The organism is Bacteriovorax sp. DB6_IX (assembly GCF_000447775.1).
GTDB lineage: Bacteria > Bdellovibrionota > Bacteriovoracia > Bacteriovoracales > Bacteriovoracaceae > Halobacteriovorax_A.
In genome coordinates this window covers 1-22,489 of the sequence record NZ_AUNJ01000476.1, presented here as the reverse complement: position 1 = coordinate 22,489, position 22,489 = coordinate 1, and the positions used below count along the sequence as shown (strand labels likewise).

Genomic DNA, 22,489 nt, shown 5'->3' with positions numbered 1-22,489 from the left:
TTGGTGTTGCGAAGTAATACAATAATCAAAAGATATCTTGAGAAGGGACCTTAAATAGGTCCCTTTTTTTATTCATATTCCTTAACACCCCCTAGATTTTTCCCAAATAGAAATAGATAATAAGTAGGATGTTTAAACTTGATAGAGTTAAAAGATATTACACTTTCACACTTCCCGTTATCTTACTGGCGTTTCTCTTGTTGCTATTTTCGCCACTCGTCTTGGAAGTCATCATTCCTTATCTCTTAGTTTATACATTTGCTGTTTTCTTGGAGCACCCGAATATTAATACGTATCGAGAAAATCCTAGAAAGCGACTGGCCTTTGTGTCCTTTGTCTTCTCTCTTTGGAATACAGTAAATCTAAAGCTACCAGAGAATATAAAATATCGAGAAAAAATCCTTACACACTCTGCTGGAATTATTGTTTCACTGGTGTTGCTACTTCTAGACTTTTCTTTGGTAAAGCTCTTGGCAATAGTATTGGGAGTTGTAACATTTGAATTAGTTTTTTATCTGTATATTAAACTAAGTCATGAAGATGAGCTTTAAACTCATTGAGAGATGTTGATCTTAGAAATCTTCCTCTGACAGTTTCATGATCGGGAAAGTCGTCGAAGAGATATCGAGAGAAGGACTTGAATCTCTTTAGGATATTAATATCTTCAACATTTTCTTTTCGATATTCTTTTTCTAGTTCGTAGAAATAAATATCTAAACCACGTCTTCTTTCTTCGAGAAGGAATTCTTCGCTTAGGAAGTCTGGATTATTTCTGTGTTCGTAATAAGTTGTTGCAAGCCAAGGTGTTTTTAGTGCACCTCTTCCCATCATGATGGCGTATGGGTCACATTCGTCAAATATTCTGACAATATCTTCAACAGTCCAGATATCACCATTGCCAATGATTGGAATTGAACATGCTTTAACTGCTTTTTTGATATACTCCCAATCAGCCGTTCCCTGATAGAGTTGATCTCTCGTTCTTGCATGGAGAGTGATGGCATCAACGCCTTCATCTTCAAACATCTTAAGAAGATCGAAGAAAAGCTTATCGTCTCGATAACCAATTCTAATTTTTACAGTAAATATACGATCGAAGGATTCACGAATTGTTTTGATAATTGGTTTTAATGTTTCAATATCACTTAAGAGAAACGCCCCACCTCTATGAGCATTAACCTTCTTTGATGGACACCCTAAGTTGAGATCGAGGTGCTCAAAGCCCTGAGCATTGATAATATCTACAACTGGTTTTGTTTGGGCCCTAGCAGAAGTGAGGATTTGATAAGAAGTTTTATCTCGTAAGGATTTCTTTTCAAGTGCCCCGTGGCCATAGTGTTTGAGGATGGCCTTTTCTTGAATATTTCCAACTGTTGGGACACGGTAAAAATCAGTACTAAAGTAGTCCCATTCAGAAAAGGCACGAGAAATCGCGAGACGATATGGCCCATCAGTAACTCCCTCCATTGGAGCGAAGAGTAGTGAATGTTTCTTAAATGGCAGATTTTTCACGAGGCTCTTTATAGACTAGATGCGCCAAACTGGCCATCTTTTTGAAAGCTGTGTAGAAACTCTTCATGACTAAAATTGCAAAGAGAATCTCAATTGTTATACCTTTCAAAATAGATGAACAGGGTCTTTCTCTCTACGTTCAACTAAGAAGAGAAGATGGTCCTCTCGATGGTCTCTGGGAGTTTCCTGGGGGTAAGATTGAAATAGGTGAAGCTCCGGAATTTTCAGCACTTAGAGAGTTTGAAGAAGAGGTTGGTCTTAAATTAGGGCCAGAGGATCTGACTCATTTCTCTACCTATGATTTTGCTTACGAAGATCGCTCTCTAGTCTTTTTTATTTATACTCTCGACCTAAATAAAAAGTCTGATATGAAACATGGTCTGAGCGAGCAAAAGATTACTTGGGAAAGTGCGAAAAATGATGTAGAAAGTGCCAATATCCCAGAAGCAAATAAGCATTTTTTAATGCAATTTATTGAGTTTAAAAAGTCTCAGCTAGGAATGAATTAAATATGAATTACATAATGGAAATGGCCCAATTCTTTCTCTTATCACTAGGGTTTGGCGTTTTTATTTTTGCTCCAGTTGCAAAGTCTGAAATGACTGGAGGTGGTTTTCAAAAATTATTAACAACGGTTTGTCTTGTTTCGCTATTTATTGCACAGATTTGTCATGTGATTGGCGGAAAGTCGGCAACAGACCTTCACAGTATTGTTCTCTATATTTCAATGGTTTCGATGTTATTCCATCGTCAACTTCATGAAACTTTTGACAAGAAAAATGCCGCTCTTTGGATTATGTATAGTATTCCGGCCCTGTTAACTTTTGTGGCCTTCTATACTTTCTTGAATTCTTCGATTGGTAATTACTTCTTTATTTTATCTTCAGCTCTGTATTTAGGGGCGATCACATATGCCATGATCCTTGGTCACTGGTACCTAGTCACACCAAAGTTAAGCGAGAGACCTTTAAAAATTGCTCTTATCTTCACTTGGATTCTCTTTGCTCCAAAGCTTATCTGGAGCGGAATTGAAGTTGTTGGCGCAGGGGAATATCTTGAGCTTGGAACTCGTCTTGGTGGGGGTTATGCCTTTAACTGGTTAATGGTTTCGATGCGTGGTCTTTGGGGATATTTAGTAATTATTGTTATGTCGATTTTTGGTTGGAAGTTAGTTGCAATGAGAAGTATTCAAAGCGCAACGGGGATCTTCTATGCCATGACAATTTTCGTCTTTATTGGCGAAATGATTTCAAGTTTTCTCTTCTTTAAATACGGGTTGTTAATATGATGGAAATTACTTTAACTTGTCCAGAGTGTGGTTCAGGTATTTCTTTTACACCAACAGAGGGTGCTAAAGAGGCAGAATGCCAGGTTTGTGAACATAAAGAACCTGTCACATTCACACCAGATCATTTTGAAGGGAAACTTAAAGACTGTCCTTCATGTGAGAGAAAAGATTTTTATAAGCAGAAAGACTTCAATAGAAAGATAGGTGTTCTTCTCTTTGTTATCGCTGCGATTTTGACACTTTATATGGCAACAACTCAGTACGCTATGTATTCAGTTGCTCCATTTATTATTCTCTACGTTTTTGACTTCATTCTTTTTAGAAGATTGAGTCAGGTTGCTATTTGTTATAAGTGTAATGCCATCTTTAGAAATATATCTAATATGGATGAAATTTATGACTTCAACCATGAGATGAATGATGAATTGTATACTCTGATCATGACTTCAAAGGTGAACAGTTAGATCATCACTAAGTATTTGAAAGTACATGTTAGATAGACTAAAAGCTTGATTTATTGTAAAATATAGATAAATTTAATTGGTTTAAATGATCAATTAGATTCAACTTAACAAGGAAACTCAAAATAGAACCTCCGCTTAAATTCTTAGAAACTATCATCTTTAAAAATTTATTAAATATTTTCTCTGAGAGGATCTCATGGAGATAGACAGTATTGAGATTTTCTCATTAGCGCTTTGTTTTATTCTCTCTGGATTCTTTTCTGGCTCTGAAGCTGTTCTTCTCTCTATCGGGCACGATAGAGCAAAGCAACTTATTGAAGAAGGTGGAGCTAAAGGTAATGCCTTGGCCTTTATGGTTGAGAGACCTAGTGAGATTCTTACGACAATCCTCGTTGGAAATAACGTCGTAAATATTTTTGCCTCATCTTTAACAACTGTTGTTGCCCAGAGATTCTTTGCAAGTGATGCTATTGGTATCGCTGTCGGTATCACAACATTTATCATTCTGATTTTTGGTGAGATTATTCCAAAGACATTTGCTAGAACTCACGCAGAGAGTTTATCACTATTTGTAATTAGAGTTCTTCAAGTTTTCTACTTCTCTCTTTATCCAATTATTAAATTCATGGTTTGGGTAATCCATACTGTACTGGGTGAGAATGCTCAGCTTACAGGTCGCCTTGTCACAAGAGATGACATTGAGTACATGATTAATAAGGCGGAAAAAGAAAATACGATGGATTCAAAGCAAATTGATATGCTTAACTCGATCTTGGAATTTCCAAAGATTAAAGTTAAGGACATCATGATTCCTCGCCAGCAGGTAAAGTATATTCAGGCGAATTCTAACTACAGTGAAGTTATCGATGTCGTTAGTGCCGATACTCACAGCCGTTATCCTGTTTGTGATGGTGAGCTTGAAAATATGAAGGGATTTCTGCATGTTAAATCTCTGGCCTTTGTTAAGAAAGAAAACTTCAGTCTTCTAAATCATATTAAAGACCCTTTCTTTGTTTATGAGCATATGAAAATCCAAGCGGTTTTTGACCATATGAATAGAAAGAAGATTCACCTTGCACTGGTTAAAGATGAGACTGGATTAATTGTTGGGATCATCACAATTGAAGATATTATTGAAGAGATTCTTGGAGAGATTCAAGATGAGCACGATATTGATGAAGAAGATGTAAGAAAAGAGTATGAAGAGAATGATCTTGAAATGGGAGTTGTTGTAGAAGGAACAATTTCACTTAGAGATCTTTATACTGAATACGATATTAAGATTCCTTTAAATGATAACTATTCAACTCTCGCGGGCTTTATTTTAGATATGCTTGGGAATAACTTCCCTGAAGCAGGACAGATTATCGTATGGGAAGGACTGAGTTTCTCTCTGGAATCTGTAGATGATTATGAAATCCGAGAAGTTAAGATTCAAGATGTGGATGGAGAAAAGCATATTTTCTCTAAGAAAGAAGCCACTGAAGCTCAAGATCTAGATATCGAAACATCTGAAGAAATCGACGCAATCTAATAAAATTATCCTAAGGATTGAGAAAGCCATAAACTTGTGCTGTAAAATCCTTAGGTATCCATACTTCCAGATTAAATTCACCTAAATCACATTCAAGTGGAACTTTCATTACGGCACAGTTTTTAAAGTAAGAGTATTCCTTTCCTAATATAGAAATCTTTTCTGTAGGAAAACTATCATACGGATGAGTGAGGTAATCATGAATCTTAACAGATTTGAGAAGTGAATCTGGCACACGAGAAGAGATTGAGTTTAAGACTGGTGCCAGCTCTGTCTCTTTCATGGCTTCGAGAAATGGTGTGAAGAATTCCTCGCTGCCTCCAATAACAAATGAGAAAAAGGCATCTTCTAACTCAAATGTTTGAAAGTAGTTCATTTGATTGAGGAAGTTCTCAGGATCATTTTCAATTGTCAGCTCTCCACGCTTTATAATGAGCCCAGACTTAGAAAAGACATGCTTCATTGTATTGTCGACATAAGACTTGAGAAGACTCTCGATACGCAGTTCTCTTTCAATCGCATTGAGTGAGCTTATATAGTGAGATAGATCTTGCATCTCTGGCAGGTTTCTTAATCTATGAGTTTTAAGTTTTCCTTGAATATTGTCAGGAGTCGCAAATACCTGAAGTGAGTAGTTTTCACTTTTTAGTAGGGTTGATAGGAAGTTGATTTGATCTAAGAACTCGTCAGTCGGGTTATCAGACATAGCGAGATTAATAATTAGGTGCTTTGGGTTATCGAGATATTTCTGAGTAATCTCCCTTAATTCATCATGGTTTTCTCGAAGCATCGTAATACTATCAAATTTAGTTTTTTCAACAATATGAAACGCTTTATCTGTTAACATCAACTTGCCTGCCTTGAATCAACTATTTTCTTTAAGAGGGCATAGGCCCTTTTCTGTCTTGCGGCCTTGGCAATATCAAGAGAGGTTTTACCTCTAAAGTTTTTCTCCATAGGGTCATGGCCAAGAAGAATAAGGACTTTGATACAATTTGCGCTACCCACATTTGCTGCGTGCATAAGGAGAGTGTTTCCTTTTATCTTAGTTTCTGAACTGGCTCCATTGTCTAAGAGAGCTTTGACGGCTTCAGGCCTATCTGACTCGATGGCAAGAGTGAGGGCCGTCTGTCCATCTCTTCTTTTTTCATCAACATTTCTTACTTTGTGAGCTAGGTATTCAACAATTTCAGTGTGCCCCTTCATTGAGGCAATCATGAGTGGAGAAACCCCTTGAGTGTCTTTGATCTCATAGTCAGCGCCCTTTTGAATAAACTTTTTAAGTAGGGCAGTCTGTCCTTTTTCAGCTGCAATCCAACAAAGAGTTTGTCCTTTCTTATTTTTAAGGTTGGGATCAACCATTTGCTTAACAACTTTCTGCTCTTCTATTGTAAGTGGTTCACCATCTTCTGTGACAGCGTCTTCATCTTCAACAACTATGGCATCTTCATTTTGGACTTCAGTGACTCCACTGATTTCTGTATGCTGCGCAGACTGATCTTTTGCACCAGTTAGTTCTATCGTTTCTTTTTCTTCTTCCGTTTTAAGGGAGCTGACCTTCATAAGATCGGATTCATTTTCAGAATTTTCCTCTGTGGCTTGAGATTTAACCCTCATGATATCTTCTTCTTTTTCAAGAGGCTTTACATCCATCTCTGGTCTTTTAACTTGTTCTGCTTGTTGTGGCGTAATTTCTTTGCGTGTGATTTCTATCTTGTCTTCTTGTGCATTTTGAACAGGGGCTCCTTCAAGTCTTGAGTAATTTGTACTTTGAGCTTGCTCTGGAGTTTTTTCTTGAACTTCGTATTCAGATTGAACTGTTTTATCGACAGTCTTTATTTCAGCAAGACCTTTTTCTCCAATTTGTTTATCCGAAGTTTGGATATCACCCAATTCATCATTTCCAATTTTCTTATCGACAGTTCTAATTTCACCGTAATCGTCCTTGTACTCTTCTTTGTAACCATCACGGATATAATTAATTTCTTTCTTCTTAGTATAAATGGTATCAGGACTCTCTGCGGACTCCTCAGCTTTCTTTCGTTCAAGAGAGATTTCTTCTTCTGTCATCTCACTTCTTTTAAGTTTTGTGATCTCATAATCAGAGACATTTTCTGTACCAGCTTGAGATTCTGTCTTCCAAAGATCATCACTACTTCCTTCTCCCTCGAGCCCTTTGACTCTGGAGATTTCTTCTTTCATGTGATCTGTTCCACCTTGCCCTGTGACCGTTGTAGAATCAGACTTTGCCATTGGCCTATTCTGGGACTCTGCTTGGTTTGATTGAACTGAAGAGCTTGGTCTTGTTGGAAGCTCTGTCTCTTCTAGAGCAGTATGTCCTTCACTGGTCGCTCGTTGGATTTTCTCCATTTCTTGAGCGTTAACTTCCATCTCTGGTCTTTTAATTTGCTGAATTTCATTGTCGAGTAATTCTGGATTAGAACCAGAGACTCTCATGACTTCTTCTCTTTGTAGAAGTTCTGGATTACTTGCATCTGGGCGAGATTGAATCTCTTGTCTTTCAAATTCTGTTTGAGGTTCATTTGAACCTGACACTCGCATAATCTCTTCAGCTTCTTGAGCTTGAGGAGATGATCCTTCAACCCTTGTTGTATCACTTGGCATCGAGCGGGTGAACGATTCTATATCGCTATCAGCTTTTTTGATTTCATCAGGTTGGTAGCTCTCAATATTTCCCTCTGGAGTAACTCTTTTGTCTTCAGGGAGTGTGGCTATTTCATAATCAAAGCCTTCTTCCTGTGCCTTAACTTTGAGGGATTCAATATGATCAGTAATAGAGTATGGCGCAAGGTGCTCTTCGTTTTCTGGTTTAGTGATCATCTCAGCAATAGGGTTCGGGAGAATATTCTCAACCTCTTCACTTTGATTTTCGTCAGACTCTTGTTCTTTAGCTTGCTCAATAGTCTTGTCGCATACCTCGAGCTCATTTCCTTGTTCGAGACATTCTTGAATTTGATTTTGAATAGTCTCATCATCAGAGTTTTCCATCAGTTCTTTAAGCTCAGCTGGATCTAAGAATTTTACGGCCCACATGAGAGAAGAGTAGCCGTTATTGTCTTTAAGATCAGTGTCACTGCCTTTGGCCATGAGAATTTTGACGAGTAACATTTGCTTAAACTTGATGGCATGCATGAGCGGGATTCGTCCCTTGTGATCTTGCTGATTGAGATTATTGGCGAGAAGAGTGTAGAGTTGTGTGCCCTCAATAAAGCCTGATCGGGTCCCTAAATGTAGTGGTGTTCTTTGAAGTTTGTCAGTAGAGAAGATATCGGCACCTAGGAGAACGAGATGCTGAGTTATGGTATATTTACGTAAAGCAAAGCACTTATGGAGGATTGTCTCTCCATCTGAAAATTTGTCATCAATGTTTAGATCTTGATTGATTAACGATTTGATGGCCGAAAAGTCATCGTTTTCAATCGCATCTAACAAGATCTCTTCAGTTTGCTTGTCTATGGCCATTTTACTCTTCTCTTAAGTAAAATCGGCTATTTAACAGTGAACGTTTATCAGGGCATAGAGATAATTGATTGGCGGCAAGTTTTACCTTTTCATATACTAAGATTAGAATAATAAAGACGCTAAGGAGTCTAAATATGAGTACAAATGAGTCAAGAATATACCAAATTGCTGTAATCGGTGGTGGAGCTGCTGGTGTGATGTCCGTTCTTAGAGGAGTCTTAAATAATGATGAGGTACTCTTCTTTCCTGGCTCAGCAAAAGATAAGAAGAGATCAAGAGGTTTCTGGGTCGCTAAAGTTGAAAATATGCCTGGCTATCAAGGTTATAAGAAGGGAATTGAAAACCCTAATAAAGACACATTAGAGTGGATCGCTGAAAGTGAGTTCAAAGATAACCTTCATACCATTGAGAAAACAGGAGTCACTTCTGTTGAGAGAATGGCCGATGGGAACTTCAAACTAGAAGACACAAACGGTGGGATTCACTTTGCGAAGTATGTCATCCTTTGTACTGGAATTATGGATGTTCAGCCTCACTTTAAAGAATCGATTCAACCAATTCTTCCATATGCTAATGCTCAAACAGTAGATTACTGCTTAAGATGTGATGGTCACCATGTCCTTGATAAGCATACTTCAATCATTGGTCACACAAGCGGTGCCGCGTGGGTCGCGATTATGCTTAAGGAAAGATACAACACTCCAAGTATGTCGATTCTAACTAATGGAGAAAGACCAGACTTTAGCGATGAAGTAAAAGAGTTAATGGATCTTTATAAGATTGAAGTTTTTGATAGTGAGATCGTCGAAGTTGTTGGAGACAAGAGAGCGGGACAGCTTCACGGATATAAGTTTGCGAGTGGAAGACAAATTGAGAGTTATTTCAGTTTTGTTTCGCTAGGTACTATTGTTTACAATGAGTTAGCTAAGCAAGTTGGCGCAAATGTCGACGATAGAGGATATGTTGTAACTGATGCCAAAGGAATGACAAATATTGAAAATTTCTATGTGGCAGGTGACCTAAGAGCTGGATTTAAAAAGCAAATCTATACTGCGTGGGATATGGCCGTTGACAGTCTGGATGATATTAATCGTAAGATAAGAGCTGAAAAAAGAGCGAAGCTTCTTGCACAGAAGCGAGGTTCGTAAAATCAGGAAGGCTGAGATGAAGAAAATCATTCTTATCGCATTAATGAGTTTAAGTGTTTTTGCTGGCAACCTTAGCCAGCGTTATATGGATATTAAGGAGAACCTTAACTCTGAATACGATAACTATCTCATTAATAAGTATAAGAATGTCACCGTAGTCTTTCTTCCTGGAATTCTTTCTGAAACAGCTATCGATGGGTCGAAGCAACCTATTAACTTTTCTCTCATTGTTGGTGACTATTTCAAAGATAGTATGGACTGGCTTAAAGAGAAGAGAATTAAGCATAAGAGAATCATAGTAGAATCTGAAGACACTGTTGATAAGAACTCAAAATATATTGCTAAAGAGCTTAAGAAAATAAAGGGAAAGATTTTCGTTATTTCACACTCAAAGGGTGGAGTAGAATTTCTTAATGTTCTCTTAGAAAATAAAGATATTAGAAAGCGAACTGTCGGGTGGGTGGCAATGCAAACACCTTTTTATGGCGCCTATATCGCAGATTTCTTTTCTCAAACAAGAGTCATTAATATTGGAACAAGATGGGTCTTCTCTTTCTTTGGAGGCAGTATCGATGGCCTAAGGTCATTGAGTCCATCTGTTCTCGTACCATTTCAAAGAGAGAACCAAGGCTATATCTCTGAGATGTTAAAGAAGGTGAAATTCCTACAGTATGTCTCTTATATTGAAAATGAGTTTGGGCCAGAGTCTCCACTTGAGTCTGTTCGTGACCTCATAACTTTAAAACGTGGACGCAATGATGGTTTGGTAGAAGTGAGTTCCGCCTATCTACCTTTTGGTAATTATATTATTGAAGAAGGTGTTGATCATCTTGCTACAGTTTTAAATTTTAAAAATGTAAGACTCTTACCTTCAGTAATTAATCGATATAAGAATTGGCGATTTGATAGAGTGGCCCATGTGAAGACCTTACTCTATCTCAATGCTGACTAGGATTTTAAGGCGCCGATTTTAACTGGGCCATCTTCTTTAAGTCTGGCGCGACAAGAAAGTCGAATCGTCTTATCTTTGACAAAGTTTTCCCCTAATTTTTCTCGGTAATCCTTTGCTATATTGTCGACAGTATTGGCCTCGATGACACTCGACTTGGCGAGGTTCTCAGCCCCCTCAAGAACGAGGATTCTACAAGAGCCACATGAGCCAGCTAGGCATCCGTGAGGAAGCTTGTGCCCCTGATTGTCCAGTGAGTCAAAAATGACATCACCTGTATCCACTTGAAATGACTTCTCCGAACCTGGAATTTCGTTTCCATCTGCATCTAATTCTACGACTGACACGGTGGGCATATTACTTTCACCTTTGATTGAGTAAAGTTCATGATGATATTTTACTACTCTTATCGGAACGTATTGAAATTACTTTAAATACGCCACGATATAAGAAAGGAGCAAGCATGTTAAGCTTTGAGAGACTTTACAAGGACGGACACGAGGAAGTGATTTTCTTTAGTGATCCAAGCTGTAACTTAAAAGTAATTGTAGCTATTCACAACACAATTCTAGGACCTGCACTTGGTGGGACAAGAATGTGGCAATATAAGTCAGAAGAGGAAGCTCTTGATGACGTTCTTAGATTATCAAAAGGTATGACATATAAGGCGGCCGTTTCTGGTCTTAACCTTGGTGGTGGAAAGGCCGTAATTATCGGTGATCCAGAAAAAGATAAGTCAGAAGCTCTTTTTAGAGCATACGGAAGATTCCTTGAATCTCTTAATGGTCGTTACATCACAGCTGAAGATGTTAACACTAGAGTTGAAGATATCGAGCATATCTTCACTGAAACATCTAACTGTGTAGGTGTTGCAGAAGTTCACGGTGGATCAGGTAACCCTTCTCCATGGACTGCAAGAGGTGTATTCAGAGGAATTCAAGCTGCTTGTCAAAAAGTATACGGAGACAAGTCTCTTAAAGGTAAGAGAGTTGCACTTCAAGGTGCCGGTTCTGTAGGTAGATTCCTAGGAGAATACCTATACAATGAAGGTGCTGAAGTAACAGTTTGTGATATTTCTGAAAAGAATATTGAACTTTTCAAAGAGAAAGTTCCAAATGCAAAAGTTGTAGGGATTGATGAGATCTATGATGTAGATTGTGACATCTATTCTCCATGTGCTCTTGGTGCAACTGTAAACGATAATACAATTGATAGACTGAAGTGTAAGATCGTAGCAGGTGCTGCAAATAACCAACTTGCTGAAGACAGACACGGTGAAATCCTTAAAGAAAAAGGAATTCTATATGCACCAGATTACCTAATCAATGCTGGTGGACTTATGAACGTATCTATTGAATTCGAAGGTTGGTCAGAAGACAAAGCTGTTAGAATGGTAGATTCAATCTTTGATACAACTCTAGATGTATTCAGAATTTCTGATGAGCAAAACATTCCAGTTAATAAAGCGACTGATGTTCTTGCTGAGTCTAGAATTGAAGCAATTAAGAATATCAAAGGAAAATACCTTGGTAATCTTCCACATAGATTTCCAGGAAGAAAAACTCGTCACTAAGATCAGTTCATTTTCTAAATATAAAAGGGGCCTTTTTTGGCCCTTTTTTTATGCAGCATTCTCATTTAAGATTAAGTAGTGAAAGCTTCACTTATCAAGATAATGACATTCGCCCTTGTGACTTTTTCTGCTAATAGTACGATTAAGATCTACACAACTCAGATTGAACAGATCAACACTCCTGATCAATCGAGTCAATACAATAGCTTCCTTAGAAAAGTTGAAAGGGAGACACCATTTAAATTTGCCGTCGAATTTCTCCCAATGAATCGTGGGATGAGAGGTTTTGAGAAAAACCCTGGTAGTTGTATTTTTCCATTTTCAAAAGGTGAGGGAGTTAATACTCCACAACATATGGTTCTATCGTCTCCTATTGGAACGATTGAACTTTTTGCGATTACCCCTAAGAATAAGAAGGTCATTTCTTCTCAAGATTTCTTGAAGAAAAAAAGAGTTGCTGTGCGATCTCTTTATGAAGAGGGAATGAACAAGTCAGACAATATCGAATACTACTTTGTCTCTAGTGAGAAACAGCTCTTTCTTATGCTTGAAAAGGGGAGAGTTGATTATATTCTTGCCAGTGTTCCAGATATTTTCCTGAGCTTCAAAGGCGGAGAGAAGGAATTCTCTAAGAAATTTCATTTTGATAAGAAGCTAGTTGCTCAAGAGCTTCATGAATATATGGCCTGTCATAAAGAAAATAAACACGCTAGCAAGCTATTTAAGTACATGAAATCACTTTAATTCATACCTCGTTTCTCAAGTTATTTAGAGGCACAAACTACCTCGCTATCTTATTGCGCCTTGAGTTAATATACTGATTATGTGAAAAAACTAGCGCTATTGCTCACATTTCTATTCTCGACACACTCTCATGCAATTGAATTTGAAGATGCGGTTTTCCCTGAGTTGGCCACTTCATCTCGAGCCTTAGCTATGGGAAATGCTTTCATTAGTAAGGTCGATGACTCTTCGGCGGCTTTTTATAACCCTGCCGGTTTAGGAACTGTACGATTTACCCATCTCCATATCTCCAATTTTCAGTTGGAGACAAATAAGGGGTGGTTGAATTCTGCAACAAGTGGAAAGACAACTGATGCGCTAACAAAGTTTCCAAAGGCTTTCTCACTTGATGGGACAAGGGAGCTTCTACTTGATCACAAGGGAAAATTGTCTCATTCAAGATTTCAAGTTCTTCCAAATTTTACGACAAGATATTTCACACTAGGTTATCTCTTTGCTTTTCAACAAAGGGCGATGATTGGCCAAGAGACGGGTGCTCAGTTTGAGTATGCTCAACGTCGTGATCACGGTCCATACATGGGTTTAAACCTATCACTCTTTGGTGGTGTCTTTAAGGCCGGAGTTACTGCAACTCTACTTAATCGTAAAGAAGCCATTGGGACGGCCGATCCAAATGTGACAATCAAGCTTGAAGATAGTGACTATGATCAAGGATCAATGTTCCTTTTAAATACTGGTCTTAAGTTAACTCTTCCAGTTTCATTCTTGCCAACATTTTCGATTGTTTCTCATAACTCTGCTCAACAAGACTTTTCTAAAACAAAGGGAAGTGCCAGAGCACCAGATGGAATCAAGAATACAATTGATGCTGGCTTCTCTGTGACTCCACAGATTGGAAAAGTGGTTAGAGTTCATTTTGAAGCAAATATGAAAGATATTACAAATCTCTATCCTGATGTTGCCTCAAGCCGTAAGTTCCTTGCTGGACTTGAGTTGGATATTGCGAGAACTTTCTTTATGAGGGTTGGTTACGGTGATGGTTTCGGTTCCGGTGGAATTGGAATTAAGACTCGTAAGCTAGAATTTGACCTCACAACATACGCTGTTGACACGACGACCAATGAATTTCGAGGAAAAGAGGATCGTCGCTTCGTTATTGGCTTCTCTTCCGGATTTTAATAAATCACAACCCGTTGAAATTACACACTCGATATTGCGTCGCATATCCACGCATATCGTTTAAATTGATAGACTTTCGCGAATAATAATACGAGGAAGAGATTATGTTAGATAAGACAAAGGGAAAGTCTATGAATAAAAGTCGCGAGAAAGTGATTGAAAAGAAAATGAAGATCGCTAAGAAGCACGATCTTTCAAAAGAAGATCTCGTTGGAATGCTAAGAAATGTTTTTGTATCTAGAAAACTTGATGATGCAGAAATTACTATGAAGAAGCAATCAAAGGCATTCTTTCAAATTTCTGGTGCAGGTCACGAAGGTGTTCTTACTGCAGCGGCAAAAGTCTTAAAGCCAGCTCATGACTGGTTTATCCCTTACTATAGAGATAGAGCTCTTTGTACAGGTTTAGGAGTAACTCCATACGAAATGCTATGTCAGGCCAATGGTAACATTGGTGATACAGCAACTCATGGACGTCAGATGCCTGCACACTGGGGTAATGTAAAATTAAATATTGTTCAAAAGTCATCTTGTACAGGAACACAATTTCTACAAGCATGTGGTGTTGCTGAGACTGGTTTATATCTTGAAAGAATGAATGAAGAGCACGGGGTAGATGTTTCTGAGTTTATTCTTAATGAGAATGAAGTTGTTTATACTTCTTGTGGAGATGGAACAACGTCTCAAGGTGAATTCTGGGAAGGTTTAACAACAGCTTCTGTTAACAAACTTCCAGTTCTTTTCCACGTTGAAGATAATGGTTACGCTATTTCAACTCCTACCTTTGTTCAAACTCCAGGTGGATCAATCTCAAAAGCTCTAGATGATTTCCCAGGGCTAAAAGTGATAGAGTGTGATGGAAACTGTCCAATCGAATCTTATGAAGCTTTCGCAAAAGCAGCAAAGCATATTAGAGCAGGTAAGGGTCCAGTTCTTCTACACTCACATGTTACGAGACCATATTCTCACTCTCTTTCTGATGATCAGTCTATGTATAGAACTGAAGCAGAACTTAAAAAAGAAAAAGAAGACGATGTATTTAATTCATATCCAAAAACGCTAATTGAAGCTGGAATTATGACTGAAAAAGAAGTTAACGATCTTCTAGAAGAAGTTAGCTCTGAAGTTAGAAAAGCAATGCAAGAAGCGATTGATACTCCTTGGCCAAAAGCTGAGGATGCTCTTGATCACCTTTACTCACACGATGTTGATATGACATCTTCTGATTTTGAAACAGAAGGAACATTTGAGGGAAAAGATGATATTCCTATGGCATCGGCGATTAATGCCGTTCTTAGATCAGAGTTCTCTAGAAATCCACTTCTAAGAATGTTTGGTGAAGACGTTGCTGACTTCTCTCAACTTGAAAAACTTGATAACCCAGACCTAAAAGGTAAGGGGGGAGTATTTAAAGTTTCTTCAGGTGTTCAAAGAGAATCTAAGGAAGGACAAGTTTTTAACTCACCTCTTGCGGAAGCAAATATCATTGGACGTGCTATCGGTATGGCCATGAGAGGATTAAAACCTGTTGTTGAGATTCAATTCTTCGATTATATCTGGACTGCATATATGCAACTAAAGAACGAGATGGCGACTACTCGTTACCGTTCTGGTGGAGACTTTAAATGTCCAATGGTTGTTAGAGTTCCAATTGGTGGTTACCTAAGAGGTGGATCTATTTACCACTCTCAGTGTGGAGAGTCTCTCTTTACTCACGTACCAGGAATTAGAGTGGCGTTCCCATCAAATGCTGCTGATGCTGCGGGACTTTTAAGAACTGCAATCAGAGGTGATGATCCAGTTATGTTCCTTGAGCATAAGCACCTTTATTACCAAGGTTATAATAGAACAGCTGATCCAGGTGAGGAGTATATGATCCCATTTGGAAAAGCGAGAATTGCAAAAGAAGGTTCTGACGTTACAATTGTTGCATGGGGAGCACTTGTTCAAAAATCAATTGATGCTGCTAAGAAGATCGAGTCTGAAACTGGAAAGTCTGTTGAGGTAATTGACCTTAGAACACTTGCACCATTTGATATGGAAGCTATTAAGACTTCTCTTGCTAAAACAAATAGACTCATCGTTTGTCATGAAGAAACTAAGACTTCTGGATTTGCAGGAGAGATTGCAGCAAGAGTTAATGAAGAGTGTTTCGAGTCTCTAGATGCTCCAATTCTAAGAGTGGCAGCAAAAGATAGCCACGTTGCTTACTGTCCTATCCAAGAGGATTATATTCTTCCTCAGGTTGATGATGTCTACAATCAGATTAAAACAATCTTAAACTACTAAAGAAGAGGGTGGATAATTCCACCCTTTTTTATATCTAATTATGATGAAATTAGAAAAGAGTTGGAACGAAGTTTTAAAAAGTGAGCTTGAGGCAGATTATTTTCAAGAGCTCATTAACTTTTTAGGGAAAGAGAGAGAGCAGGAAAGAGTTATTTATCCTCAGGAAAATGATATTTTCAGTGCTTTTAATGAAACTCCATTTGATAAGGTAAAAGTTGTTCTAATTGGACAAGACCCTTATCACGGTCCTGATCAGGCACATGGCATGAGCTTCTCTGTTAAGCCTGGAGTAAAAATTCCACCATCCTTAAGAAATATTTATAAAGAACTTCATGAAGATCTTGGAGTTGAAATTCCTGAACATGGTTTTCTCTTAAATTGGGCGAGAGAAGGTGTGCTACTTTTGAATGCATGCCTAACGGTTGAACAAGGAAAAGCTGGTTCTCATCATAAGAAAGGTTGGGAGAAGTTTACAGATAAAGTTATTGAAGTTTTAAATGAAGAAAAAGAGAATCTTGTCTTTATTCTTTGGGGCTCTCCTGCTCAGAAGAAAGCAAAGAAAGTCGATGAGTCTCGACATCATGTCATTAAGTCAGTTCATCCTTCGCCTCTTTCATCTTATCGAGGTTTCTTTGGAAGTAAGCCCTTTTCACAGACAAATGGATATCTAAAGTCACAAGGAATAACAGAAATTAATTGGGAGCTCCCTCTTTCAATAGATGAAGTGATGGATGCACAAAATTCCTAAACACAAATAGATTGTCTTACGATTAATTATCATTGCACATAATAGCATAAGCCAGCTGACTTGAGTCAGTAGGGGACTTGCTATTTTGTCGACTAATGTAATGATATTCGCAAAAGCAATAATGATCCATTCCGAAAAATTAAAGAGTTTAATGAAGATTAGATTTAGAAATGTAAGTGGATAGAAGAGCGTAAAAATCCATGTCAGAGCTGGACTAAAAATTAACGAAAGTGGAGTTATTTCTTGATGTGAGATATAGGCCATCATTACCTGAGCACTGAAGAAAAGGCATGAAAGACTTACCGTGGAGATCTCCTTACTTAAAAAGATGAGACCAAGAAAGAGACAGCTATAGGCAAAACTTAAGTGACTATGTTGAAAAGTACCAAAGGCAATATCGACTATGAGAAAAATCAAGAACACTTGAGTCTTAGAAAAGTAATTCGACACTTGTTTATTTCCTAAGAATAGTGAGCGCAAAAGGGCGACCCTTTTTAAAGAGTAATAACCTGGCAAAAAGCAGTAGATAGATAGAGAGATTGCAAGCTCAGTAAAGTCAATATACTTAGATTGTAGCTTTCTTCTTATTAGGAAGAAGATGATAAAAATAGAGCTCAGGTGTAGACCTGAGGGGGTCAGAAGATGTAGGAGATTAAGGTTTTTCATTGCAGACTTTAGTTCCTTGGGGACGCCTCTTTTTCTTCCGGTAATAAAGCTACGATAAATATAGAAATTTTCTTTCTCTTTGAAGCTTTTTTTGACCTTGTGCGAAAGGTTGAATTTGAATGCTCTTTTTCCATAGTAATTGACGCTATTTTGAGCACTTAGAGTAAAAATGAATATTATTGAAAGAAAGAGGGTTCTTGCCATGGCCACAACATAGGTGAGGGCCTCAAAAAAATCCCTAAAAAAGTCTAAGTCTCTAATTTTATTTCTATAGTGAAAGTGATACAAAGATGACCGCATACCAAATGGAGTCGATATTTATGTCAAACCCACTAATTTCAAATGCTGTAAGAGCTACGATTGAAAGTTACTTTGTTGAAGATGATCTTTCGAGAAATCTTTATTATATCAATGCGCTTCCTAACGATATGGTGAAGTGTAAGTTAAAGCTTAAGGATAATCTTGTCCTAGCTGGACTTCCTTATTTTGTCGAAGTTTTCAGATTTCTTGGTGACGATTCAATTAATTATGATTTCTTTAAAAAGTACGAAGGGCAGTCTTTTAAGAAAGACGACAAGGTTGAAATTGAGTTTGAACTCCCTTTTAGTATTGCCCTAACAGGTGAAAGAATTGCTCTTAATCTCTTGCAACATGCTTCATCAATTGCAACTTATACAAATAAGTATGTGAAGAAGGCCAGTGACAAGGGTATTGCTATTCTTGATACAAGAAAGACTACCCCGGGACATAGGTCGCTAGAAAAATACGCTGTAAGAGTTGGTGGCGGATATAACCACAGACTTGGTCAGACTGACTTATGGATGGTTAAGGATAATCATAAGAACTTTTTTGGTGGTGTTAAAGAAGCTGTTGAGTTCTTTAGAAGTATGAAAGGTTTTTATACTCCTATCGAAGTTGAAGTTCACGATATTAACGAGTTCGATCAAGTTCTCGCTATGGGTGTTAAGCATATGATGCTTGATAATTTTTCACCTGAAGATATTAGAAAGGTCATTAAGAAGAAGCCTACTGATGTAACAATTGAAGTTTCTGGTGGTATCAGACTTTCAACAATTGATGACTATCTTATTAAAGGAATCGATGCAATTAGCGTTGGCGCTATAACTTATGGTGCACCTCCTGTTGATATCTCATTGAAATATTCTAAAGAGTGGTAAATATGGCGGACTATCAATTTGATGTACTTGTAATTGGATGTGGGATTGCTGGCTTAAGTGCAGCAGCAAAACTTGCAGAAGCTGGTAAGTCAGTTGGTATTGTGACGCGTGAAAAAGATCCTAAGGTATCAAATACATTTTGGGCCCAAGGAGGAATTATATATCCAAGTGCTTCGGATGAAACACTAAAGGATGATATCCAAAAAGCTTCTTGTGAAACATCAAGTCCTGAGGCCATTGATCGACTTCAAAGATTTGGTCAAGAGGCCGTTGATGATCTTCTCATTAATAAGGCCCAAACAAACTTTGCCCGTGGAAAGAATGATGATCTTCTCTATACAAAAGAAGCCGCTCATTCTATTGATAGAATCCTTTATAAAGGAGACTTCACTGGAAAAGAGATTCAAATCTCTCTACTAAACTATCTAAAAGAAAGCGAAAGATTTCCAAACGTTAAATTTCTACAAAGTCATACGGCAATCGATCTTCTAACTCCTCAACACCAAGGTGTGAGTATCACTCAACGTTATGAGGAGAATAAAGTTGTTGGAGCTTACTTATTTAATCAAGAAAGTGGAGAAGTTTATAAGGCCATCGCAAAGATGACAATTCTTGCGACTGGTGGAATTGGTGCTCTCTATCTTCACCATTCTAATGCAGAAGGTGCAAGAGGTGATGGACAGGCCATGGCCAAAAGAGCTGGAGCTTCGATTATTGATATGGAATTTATTCAATTCCACCCAACAACATTCTATGATAGTTCTGCTCACAGAAGATTCTTAATCTCTGAAGCCGTAAGAGGAGAAGGAGGTGTCCTGATCAACTCTGAAGGTAAGAGATTTATGGAAAAGTATCACCCTGACTTAGAACTTGCCCCTAGAGATGTTGTGGCCAGGGCCATCGTTGAAGAAACGATTGAAACACATCATGAATGTGTTTATCTCGATATCACTCATAAAGATCCGACTTGGATCAAAGAAAGATTCCCAACAATTTATAATCACTGTAAATCTAAGGGAATTGATATTACAACTCAGCCTATCCCAGTTGTTCCTGCAGCTCACTATACTTGTGGTGGTGTTAAGGTCGATATGGAAGGAAGAACGAGTCTCAAAAATCTTTACGCAGTTGGCGAAGTTTCATGTACTGGCTTACATGGAGCAAATCGTCTGGCCTCGACTTCTCTACTTGAGGGGTTAACTTGGGGTTACCTCAGTGCAAAGAGTATTCTTAAAGAGCTAGATAAGATTGAAGTTTATTCACCTCTTAATATTAAGAACTGGCGAGATGGTCATGAAGATTTAGATAAGGCCCTTGTTAGTCAGGATTGGATGAGCTTAAAGCAAACAATGTGGAATTATGTTGGCTTAAATCGAACAACGAATAGACTAAAAAGAGCTGAAGCCATGTTCAAAGAAATGAGTGATGAAATTACTCGCTTCTATAAAAGGTGTCGCCTGACTGACAGTCTTATTGGTTTGAGAAATGCTGTTGAAGTGGCCACTATTGTTCAAAACTCTTCAAGTCGAAATAGCGAATCTATTGGTTGCTTCTATCGTAAAGATTAAGCCCACCAAGTCATTAATTCATATTAGTAAGAAATGGTAAAACCCAATCCAAAACTTCTCTCGAACTCAAGATGTTTGTAGTTAACATCAATATAACTGCGAGGTGTAACTTCATAATATCCTCCTCTGGATTTTGTCTGTGGTAGTGGGATACTTAAATTAAGGTCTTCCCTGACCGAGTAAAAAAGTTCTTCAGCTTTGCTACTTGGCGTCCTGCCAGAAGACTTGTTATATTTTCCTTTTGCCCAACATTCGCTGGCGAAAAAGTGAGAGAGTATAAAGAGTAAGAAATAAAATCTCATTAAATCGTCCTTTCCACCTTGTCTTTAGAAGAAATGAGGCCGGAGCCGAAGCTCCTGCCCTTGAAGGTGTGATAGAGATTTCCTAGAGAGAATATCCATTTTCTTCAATAGGTCAGATATGTAGACTTCTGGCATAGAGTTGCCTCTGGCATGTATTTTCCATGAAGTCTGTGAGCCAAATATATTGCCAGTAAATTTATTTTCTTATGCTGCTGATTTGAGAAAGTTCACCAAAGATGTTCCCCATTGGTTTGGTGATTCCTCTTCCACCCTTTGTTCTGTTTCGATAAGAAGCTCTTCTGCTTCTTGCCACGAGTTAGGTAGAGGGCAGATACAGTTTTCTTGTCTGTTAGCTGCCTTGTTCAGAAGAAACTGAGTTTTTACGTCAAATCTTCCGTGGTTGAATGAGTTATCTTTAATAGTCGAAAACTCCCAATTGCAATTTTCAAACACTGTCGTTTCAAATTTGCAATGCAAGATATGAGAGAATTCAAATTTGCAATCAATAAACTTGCAACCGATGAAGATGCAATTTTCTAATCTTGTTCCAAAGAACACACAAGACTTAAAGGTAACACCAGTAAATGTTGTTAGAGAGAAGAGAGAACCAGAAATTGTTAACCCCTCTAAATCATTAGCCTTAATAACTTCATTTTCTACAACTTCGTACTTGGCCTGATCTAGTTGAGCTTCGAAGACTGGATTGATAAAGCGAGTTAGTGTTTTCATGTGTTACCCCTAAGTCCTGCATGTGGTGAGCCTGTTGTTGCAAGCTCAAACACAGAATATAATATCTGACTCATTGCGTCAAGCAATAAAATTGCATAAAGAAATTAATTTGCAATCCGATAATGATATTAAGCAGCTAGAAGGCCAAAATATAGGCTCAAAAAGGCTGTTTTTACGAGGTTTCAGCTAGTTGCGTGAGATTGCAAAATGAGAAAGGTTGAAATTTCATGCAAGGAGAATGCAATGACAGAGTTCAATCGTGAAAAATTAGAAGATTTTTTGGCCACAGTAAGGAAGTATATGCAGCTTAGAGGGCCAATGTCGCAAAAAGATCTTGCAGAACGCACGGATACTGGTGTTTCAACTATGTCTCGCTTTCTTGGAATGAAGACAGCAGATATTAATCCGCAATTAGTTGCTAAAATTGTCGCAAATCTGGAAATTCCGCTAACTGAAGTCGTTGATTTTGTCGAAGAGACATATTGGGAGCGCTTTAGAAGGCTTGTTGCATTTTATAAGGGTGATCCAGCTTCATCGTTAGATCAAACTCGGACGACAACTTCAGCGACTCAACAAACTACAACACAGGTTCCTCCTGCGTCACCGACTGCTTCAAGTGGTGATCCTTTGGAGGATGCACTTGTTGAAACATTGAGTACTGGTACAGCTCAGAGAAATGCAACAGCAAAAGTAAAAGTTGGTGGTCAAACACGAAACATTCCTTTTACTGCTGATATGGGTGGCCCAAACTCTGAAACTAACTTGAGAGATAAGTTTGCACAACTTTCTCCAAGGCAAAAAGCTTATGTCTCAGACTTTTTAAGTTTAGATATGGAAGCTAGAGATTTAATCGTTGATCTAGGTAACGACCTATTCCGTTACTTCAGACAAAAGGGAATGATTGTTTGAAAATAGTTATAACACTAATTTTCACATTAACTTTCAACTTGGCCTATGCTCTACCGAAGCAAGTCGATATTATATTTCTTGCTGCAAAGAAGACAGCGCACTTAAAAGAATTAACAAAAGATCAATTCCCAATCGTTCTAAGAGCTCTTGCGCAAAATGATGAAAAATGTCTTCCAATGGGAGATGGTTGTTTTCATCCACAACTTGGTTATATTGAGGGAAAGAGT

General features: G+C 38.1%; 22 protein-coding genes. 16 read left to right on the top strand and 6 right to left on the bottom strand.

What is annotated here, in order from left to right:
* Window positions 1-128: 128 nt before the first annotated feature.
* Window positions 129-551 carry a hypothetical protein gene (locus M901_RS14880; RefSeq protein WP_021279022.1) on the top strand — a complete coding sequence of 141 codons (423 nt, stop codon included), beginning with the start codon at window positions 129-131 and terminating at the stop codon, window positions 549-551.
* Here M901_RS14880 and M901_RS16845 read toward each other — a convergent pair.
* Window positions 523-1,512, bottom strand: a complete 990-nt coding sequence (locus tag M901_RS16845; RefSeq protein ID WP_021279026.1) for a tRNA-dihydrouridine synthase — start codon at window positions 1,510-1,512, stop codon at window positions 523-525. The genes M901_RS14880 and M901_RS16845 overlap by 29 nt on opposite strands.
* A gap of 65 nt (window positions 1,513-1,577) precedes the next feature.
* On the opposite strand from M901_RS16845, the gene M901_RS16840 reads away from it, so the two are divergent.
* The 4 genes from M901_RS16840 (at window position 1,578) to M901_RS14855 (ending at window position 4,798) form a co-directional block, all read left to right on the top strand.
* Window positions 1,578-2,021: an NUDIX domain-containing protein gene (locus M901_RS16840; protein WP_021279018.1), complete on the top strand. Its 444-nt coding sequence runs from the start codon at window positions 1,578-1,580 to the stop codon at window positions 2,019-2,021.
* Between the two features lie 2 nt (window positions 2,022-2,023).
* Window positions 2,024-2,800: a hypothetical protein gene (locus M901_RS14865; protein WP_157680058.1), complete on the top strand. Its 777-nt coding sequence runs from the start codon at window positions 2,024-2,026 to the stop codon at window positions 2,798-2,800.
* A complete protein-coding gene (locus M901_RS14860) occupies window positions 2,800-3,264 on the top strand; it encodes a hypothetical protein (RefSeq protein ID WP_198295415.1) in 465 nt (154 codons plus the stop codon). The genes M901_RS14865 and M901_RS14860 overlap by 1 nt, the downstream gene beginning before the upstream one ends.
* Window positions 3,265-3,460: 196 nt before the next feature.
* A complete protein-coding gene (locus M901_RS14855; RefSeq protein WP_021279031.1) occupies window positions 3,461-4,798 on the top strand; it encodes a hemolysin family protein in 1,338 nt (445 codons plus the stop codon).
* A 10-nt stretch (window positions 4,799-4,808) separates the two neighbouring features.
* On the opposite strand, the gene M901_RS14850 is transcribed toward M901_RS14855, so the two are convergent.
* Together M901_RS14850 and M901_RS14845 are read right to left on the bottom strand one after the other, a co-directional pair.
* Window positions 4,809-5,645 carry a hypothetical protein gene (locus M901_RS14850; RefSeq protein ID WP_021279017.1) on the bottom strand — a complete coding sequence of 279 codons (837 nt, stop codon included), beginning with the start codon at window positions 5,643-5,645 and terminating at the stop codon, window positions 4,809-4,811.
* On the bottom strand, window positions 5,645-8,281 hold the full coding sequence (locus M901_RS14845) for an ankyrin repeat domain-containing protein (protein ID WP_021279033.1): 2,637 nt from the start codon (window positions 8,279-8,281) through the stop codon (window positions 5,645-5,647). Before M901_RS14845 ends, M901_RS14850 begins: the two co-directional genes overlap by 1 nt.
* A gap of 134 nt (window positions 8,282-8,415) precedes the next feature.
* Between M901_RS14845 and M901_RS14840 the strand changes: the two genes are divergently transcribed.
* Window positions 8,416-9,429, top strand: a complete 1,014-nt coding sequence (locus M901_RS14840) for an NAD(P)/FAD-dependent oxidoreductase (RefSeq protein ID WP_021279027.1) — start codon at window positions 8,416-8,418, stop codon at window positions 9,427-9,429.
* A gap of 16 nt (window positions 9,430-9,445) precedes the next feature.
* Entirely contained in the window at window positions 9,446-10,381 is a 936-nt protein-coding gene (locus M901_RS14835; RefSeq protein WP_021279019.1) for a hypothetical protein, read from the top strand.
* On the opposite strand, the gene M901_RS14830 is transcribed toward M901_RS14835, so the two are convergent.
* Window positions 10,378-10,734: a 2Fe-2S iron-sulfur cluster-binding protein gene (locus tag M901_RS14830; RefSeq protein ID WP_034722535.1), complete on the bottom strand. Its 357-nt coding sequence runs from the start codon at window positions 10,732-10,734 to the stop codon at window positions 10,378-10,380. The genes M901_RS14835 and M901_RS14830 overlap by 4 nt on opposite strands.
* Before the next feature lie 107 nt (window positions 10,735-10,841).
* Between M901_RS14830 and M901_RS14825 the strand changes: the two genes are divergently transcribed.
* From M901_RS14825 to ung, 5 genes are all read left to right on the top strand, one after another.
* Window positions 10,842-11,951: a Glu/Leu/Phe/Val dehydrogenase gene (locus tag M901_RS14825; RefSeq protein WP_021279025.1), complete on the top strand. Its 1,110-nt coding sequence runs from the start codon at window positions 10,842-10,844 to the stop codon at window positions 11,949-11,951.
* 78 nt (window positions 11,952-12,029) lie between these two features.
* Window positions 12,030-12,695 carry a hypothetical protein gene (locus M901_RS14820; protein ID WP_021279016.1) on the top strand — a complete coding sequence of 222 codons (666 nt, stop codon included), beginning with the start codon at window positions 12,030-12,032 and terminating at the stop codon, window positions 12,693-12,695.
* An 81-nt stretch (window positions 12,696-12,776) separates the two neighbouring features.
* The gene (locus M901_RS14815; protein ID WP_021279032.1) at window positions 12,777-13,874 is read left to right on the top strand and encodes a hypothetical protein; all 1,098 of its coding nucleotides are present in this window, start codon (window positions 12,777-12,779) and stop codon (window positions 13,872-13,874) included.
* Window positions 13,875-13,978: 104 nt separating this feature from the next.
* Window positions 13,979-16,162, top strand: coding sequence for a thiamine pyrophosphate-dependent enzyme (locus tag M901_RS14810; RefSeq protein ID WP_021279029.1), 2,184 nt, complete (start codon window positions 13,979-13,981; stop codon window positions 16,160-16,162).
* A 43-nt stretch (window positions 16,163-16,205) separates the two neighbouring features.
* Window positions 16,206-16,910 (top strand): uracil-DNA glycosylase, encoded by a 705-nt coding sequence (ung, locus tag M901_RS14805; RefSeq protein WP_081653482.1) that lies wholly within the window; start codon window positions 16,206-16,208, stop codon window positions 16,908-16,910.
* On the opposite strand, the gene M901_RS18450 is transcribed toward ung, so the two are convergent.
* Window positions 16,875-17,780, bottom strand: coding sequence for a ComEC/Rec2 family competence protein (locus M901_RS18450; protein ID WP_198295414.1), 906 nt, complete (start codon window positions 17,778-17,780; stop codon window positions 16,875-16,877). The two genes, ung and M901_RS18450, sit on opposite strands and share 36 nt — an antisense overlap.
* A 116-nt stretch (window positions 17,781-17,896) precedes the next feature.
* Between M901_RS18450 and nadC the strand changes: the two genes are divergently transcribed.
* Together nadC and nadB are read left to right on the top strand one after the other, a co-directional pair.
* Window positions 17,897-18,754: a carboxylating nicotinate-nucleotide diphosphorylase gene (nadC, locus tag M901_RS14795; protein ID WP_021279015.1), complete on the top strand. Its 858-nt coding sequence runs from the start codon at window positions 17,897-17,899 to the stop codon at window positions 18,752-18,754.
* A 2-nt stretch (window positions 18,755-18,756) separates the two neighbouring features.
* Entirely contained in the window at window positions 18,757-20,322 is a 1,566-nt protein-coding gene (gene nadB / locus M901_RS14790) for an L-aspartate oxidase (RefSeq protein WP_021279028.1), read from the top strand.
* A gap of 506 nt (window positions 20,323-20,828) precedes the next feature.
* Here the strand turns inward: nadB and M901_RS14780 are convergent.
* Window positions 20,829-21,353: a pentapeptide repeat-containing protein gene (locus M901_RS14780; RefSeq protein WP_021279021.1), complete on the bottom strand. Its 525-nt coding sequence runs from the start codon at window positions 21,351-21,353 to the stop codon at window positions 20,829-20,831.
* A 243-nt stretch (window positions 21,354-21,596) separates the two neighbouring features.
* On the opposite strand from M901_RS14780, the gene M901_RS14775 reads away from it, so the two are divergent.
* Entirely contained in the window at window positions 21,597-22,262 is a 666-nt protein-coding gene (locus M901_RS14775) for a helix-turn-helix transcriptional regulator (RefSeq protein ID WP_021279024.1), read from the top strand.
* Window positions 22,259-22,489 (top strand): hypothetical protein (locus M901_RS14770; protein WP_021279020.1); only part of this gene is annotated, 231 nt, incomplete at its 3' end. The genes M901_RS14775 and M901_RS14770, both read left to right, overlap by 4 nt.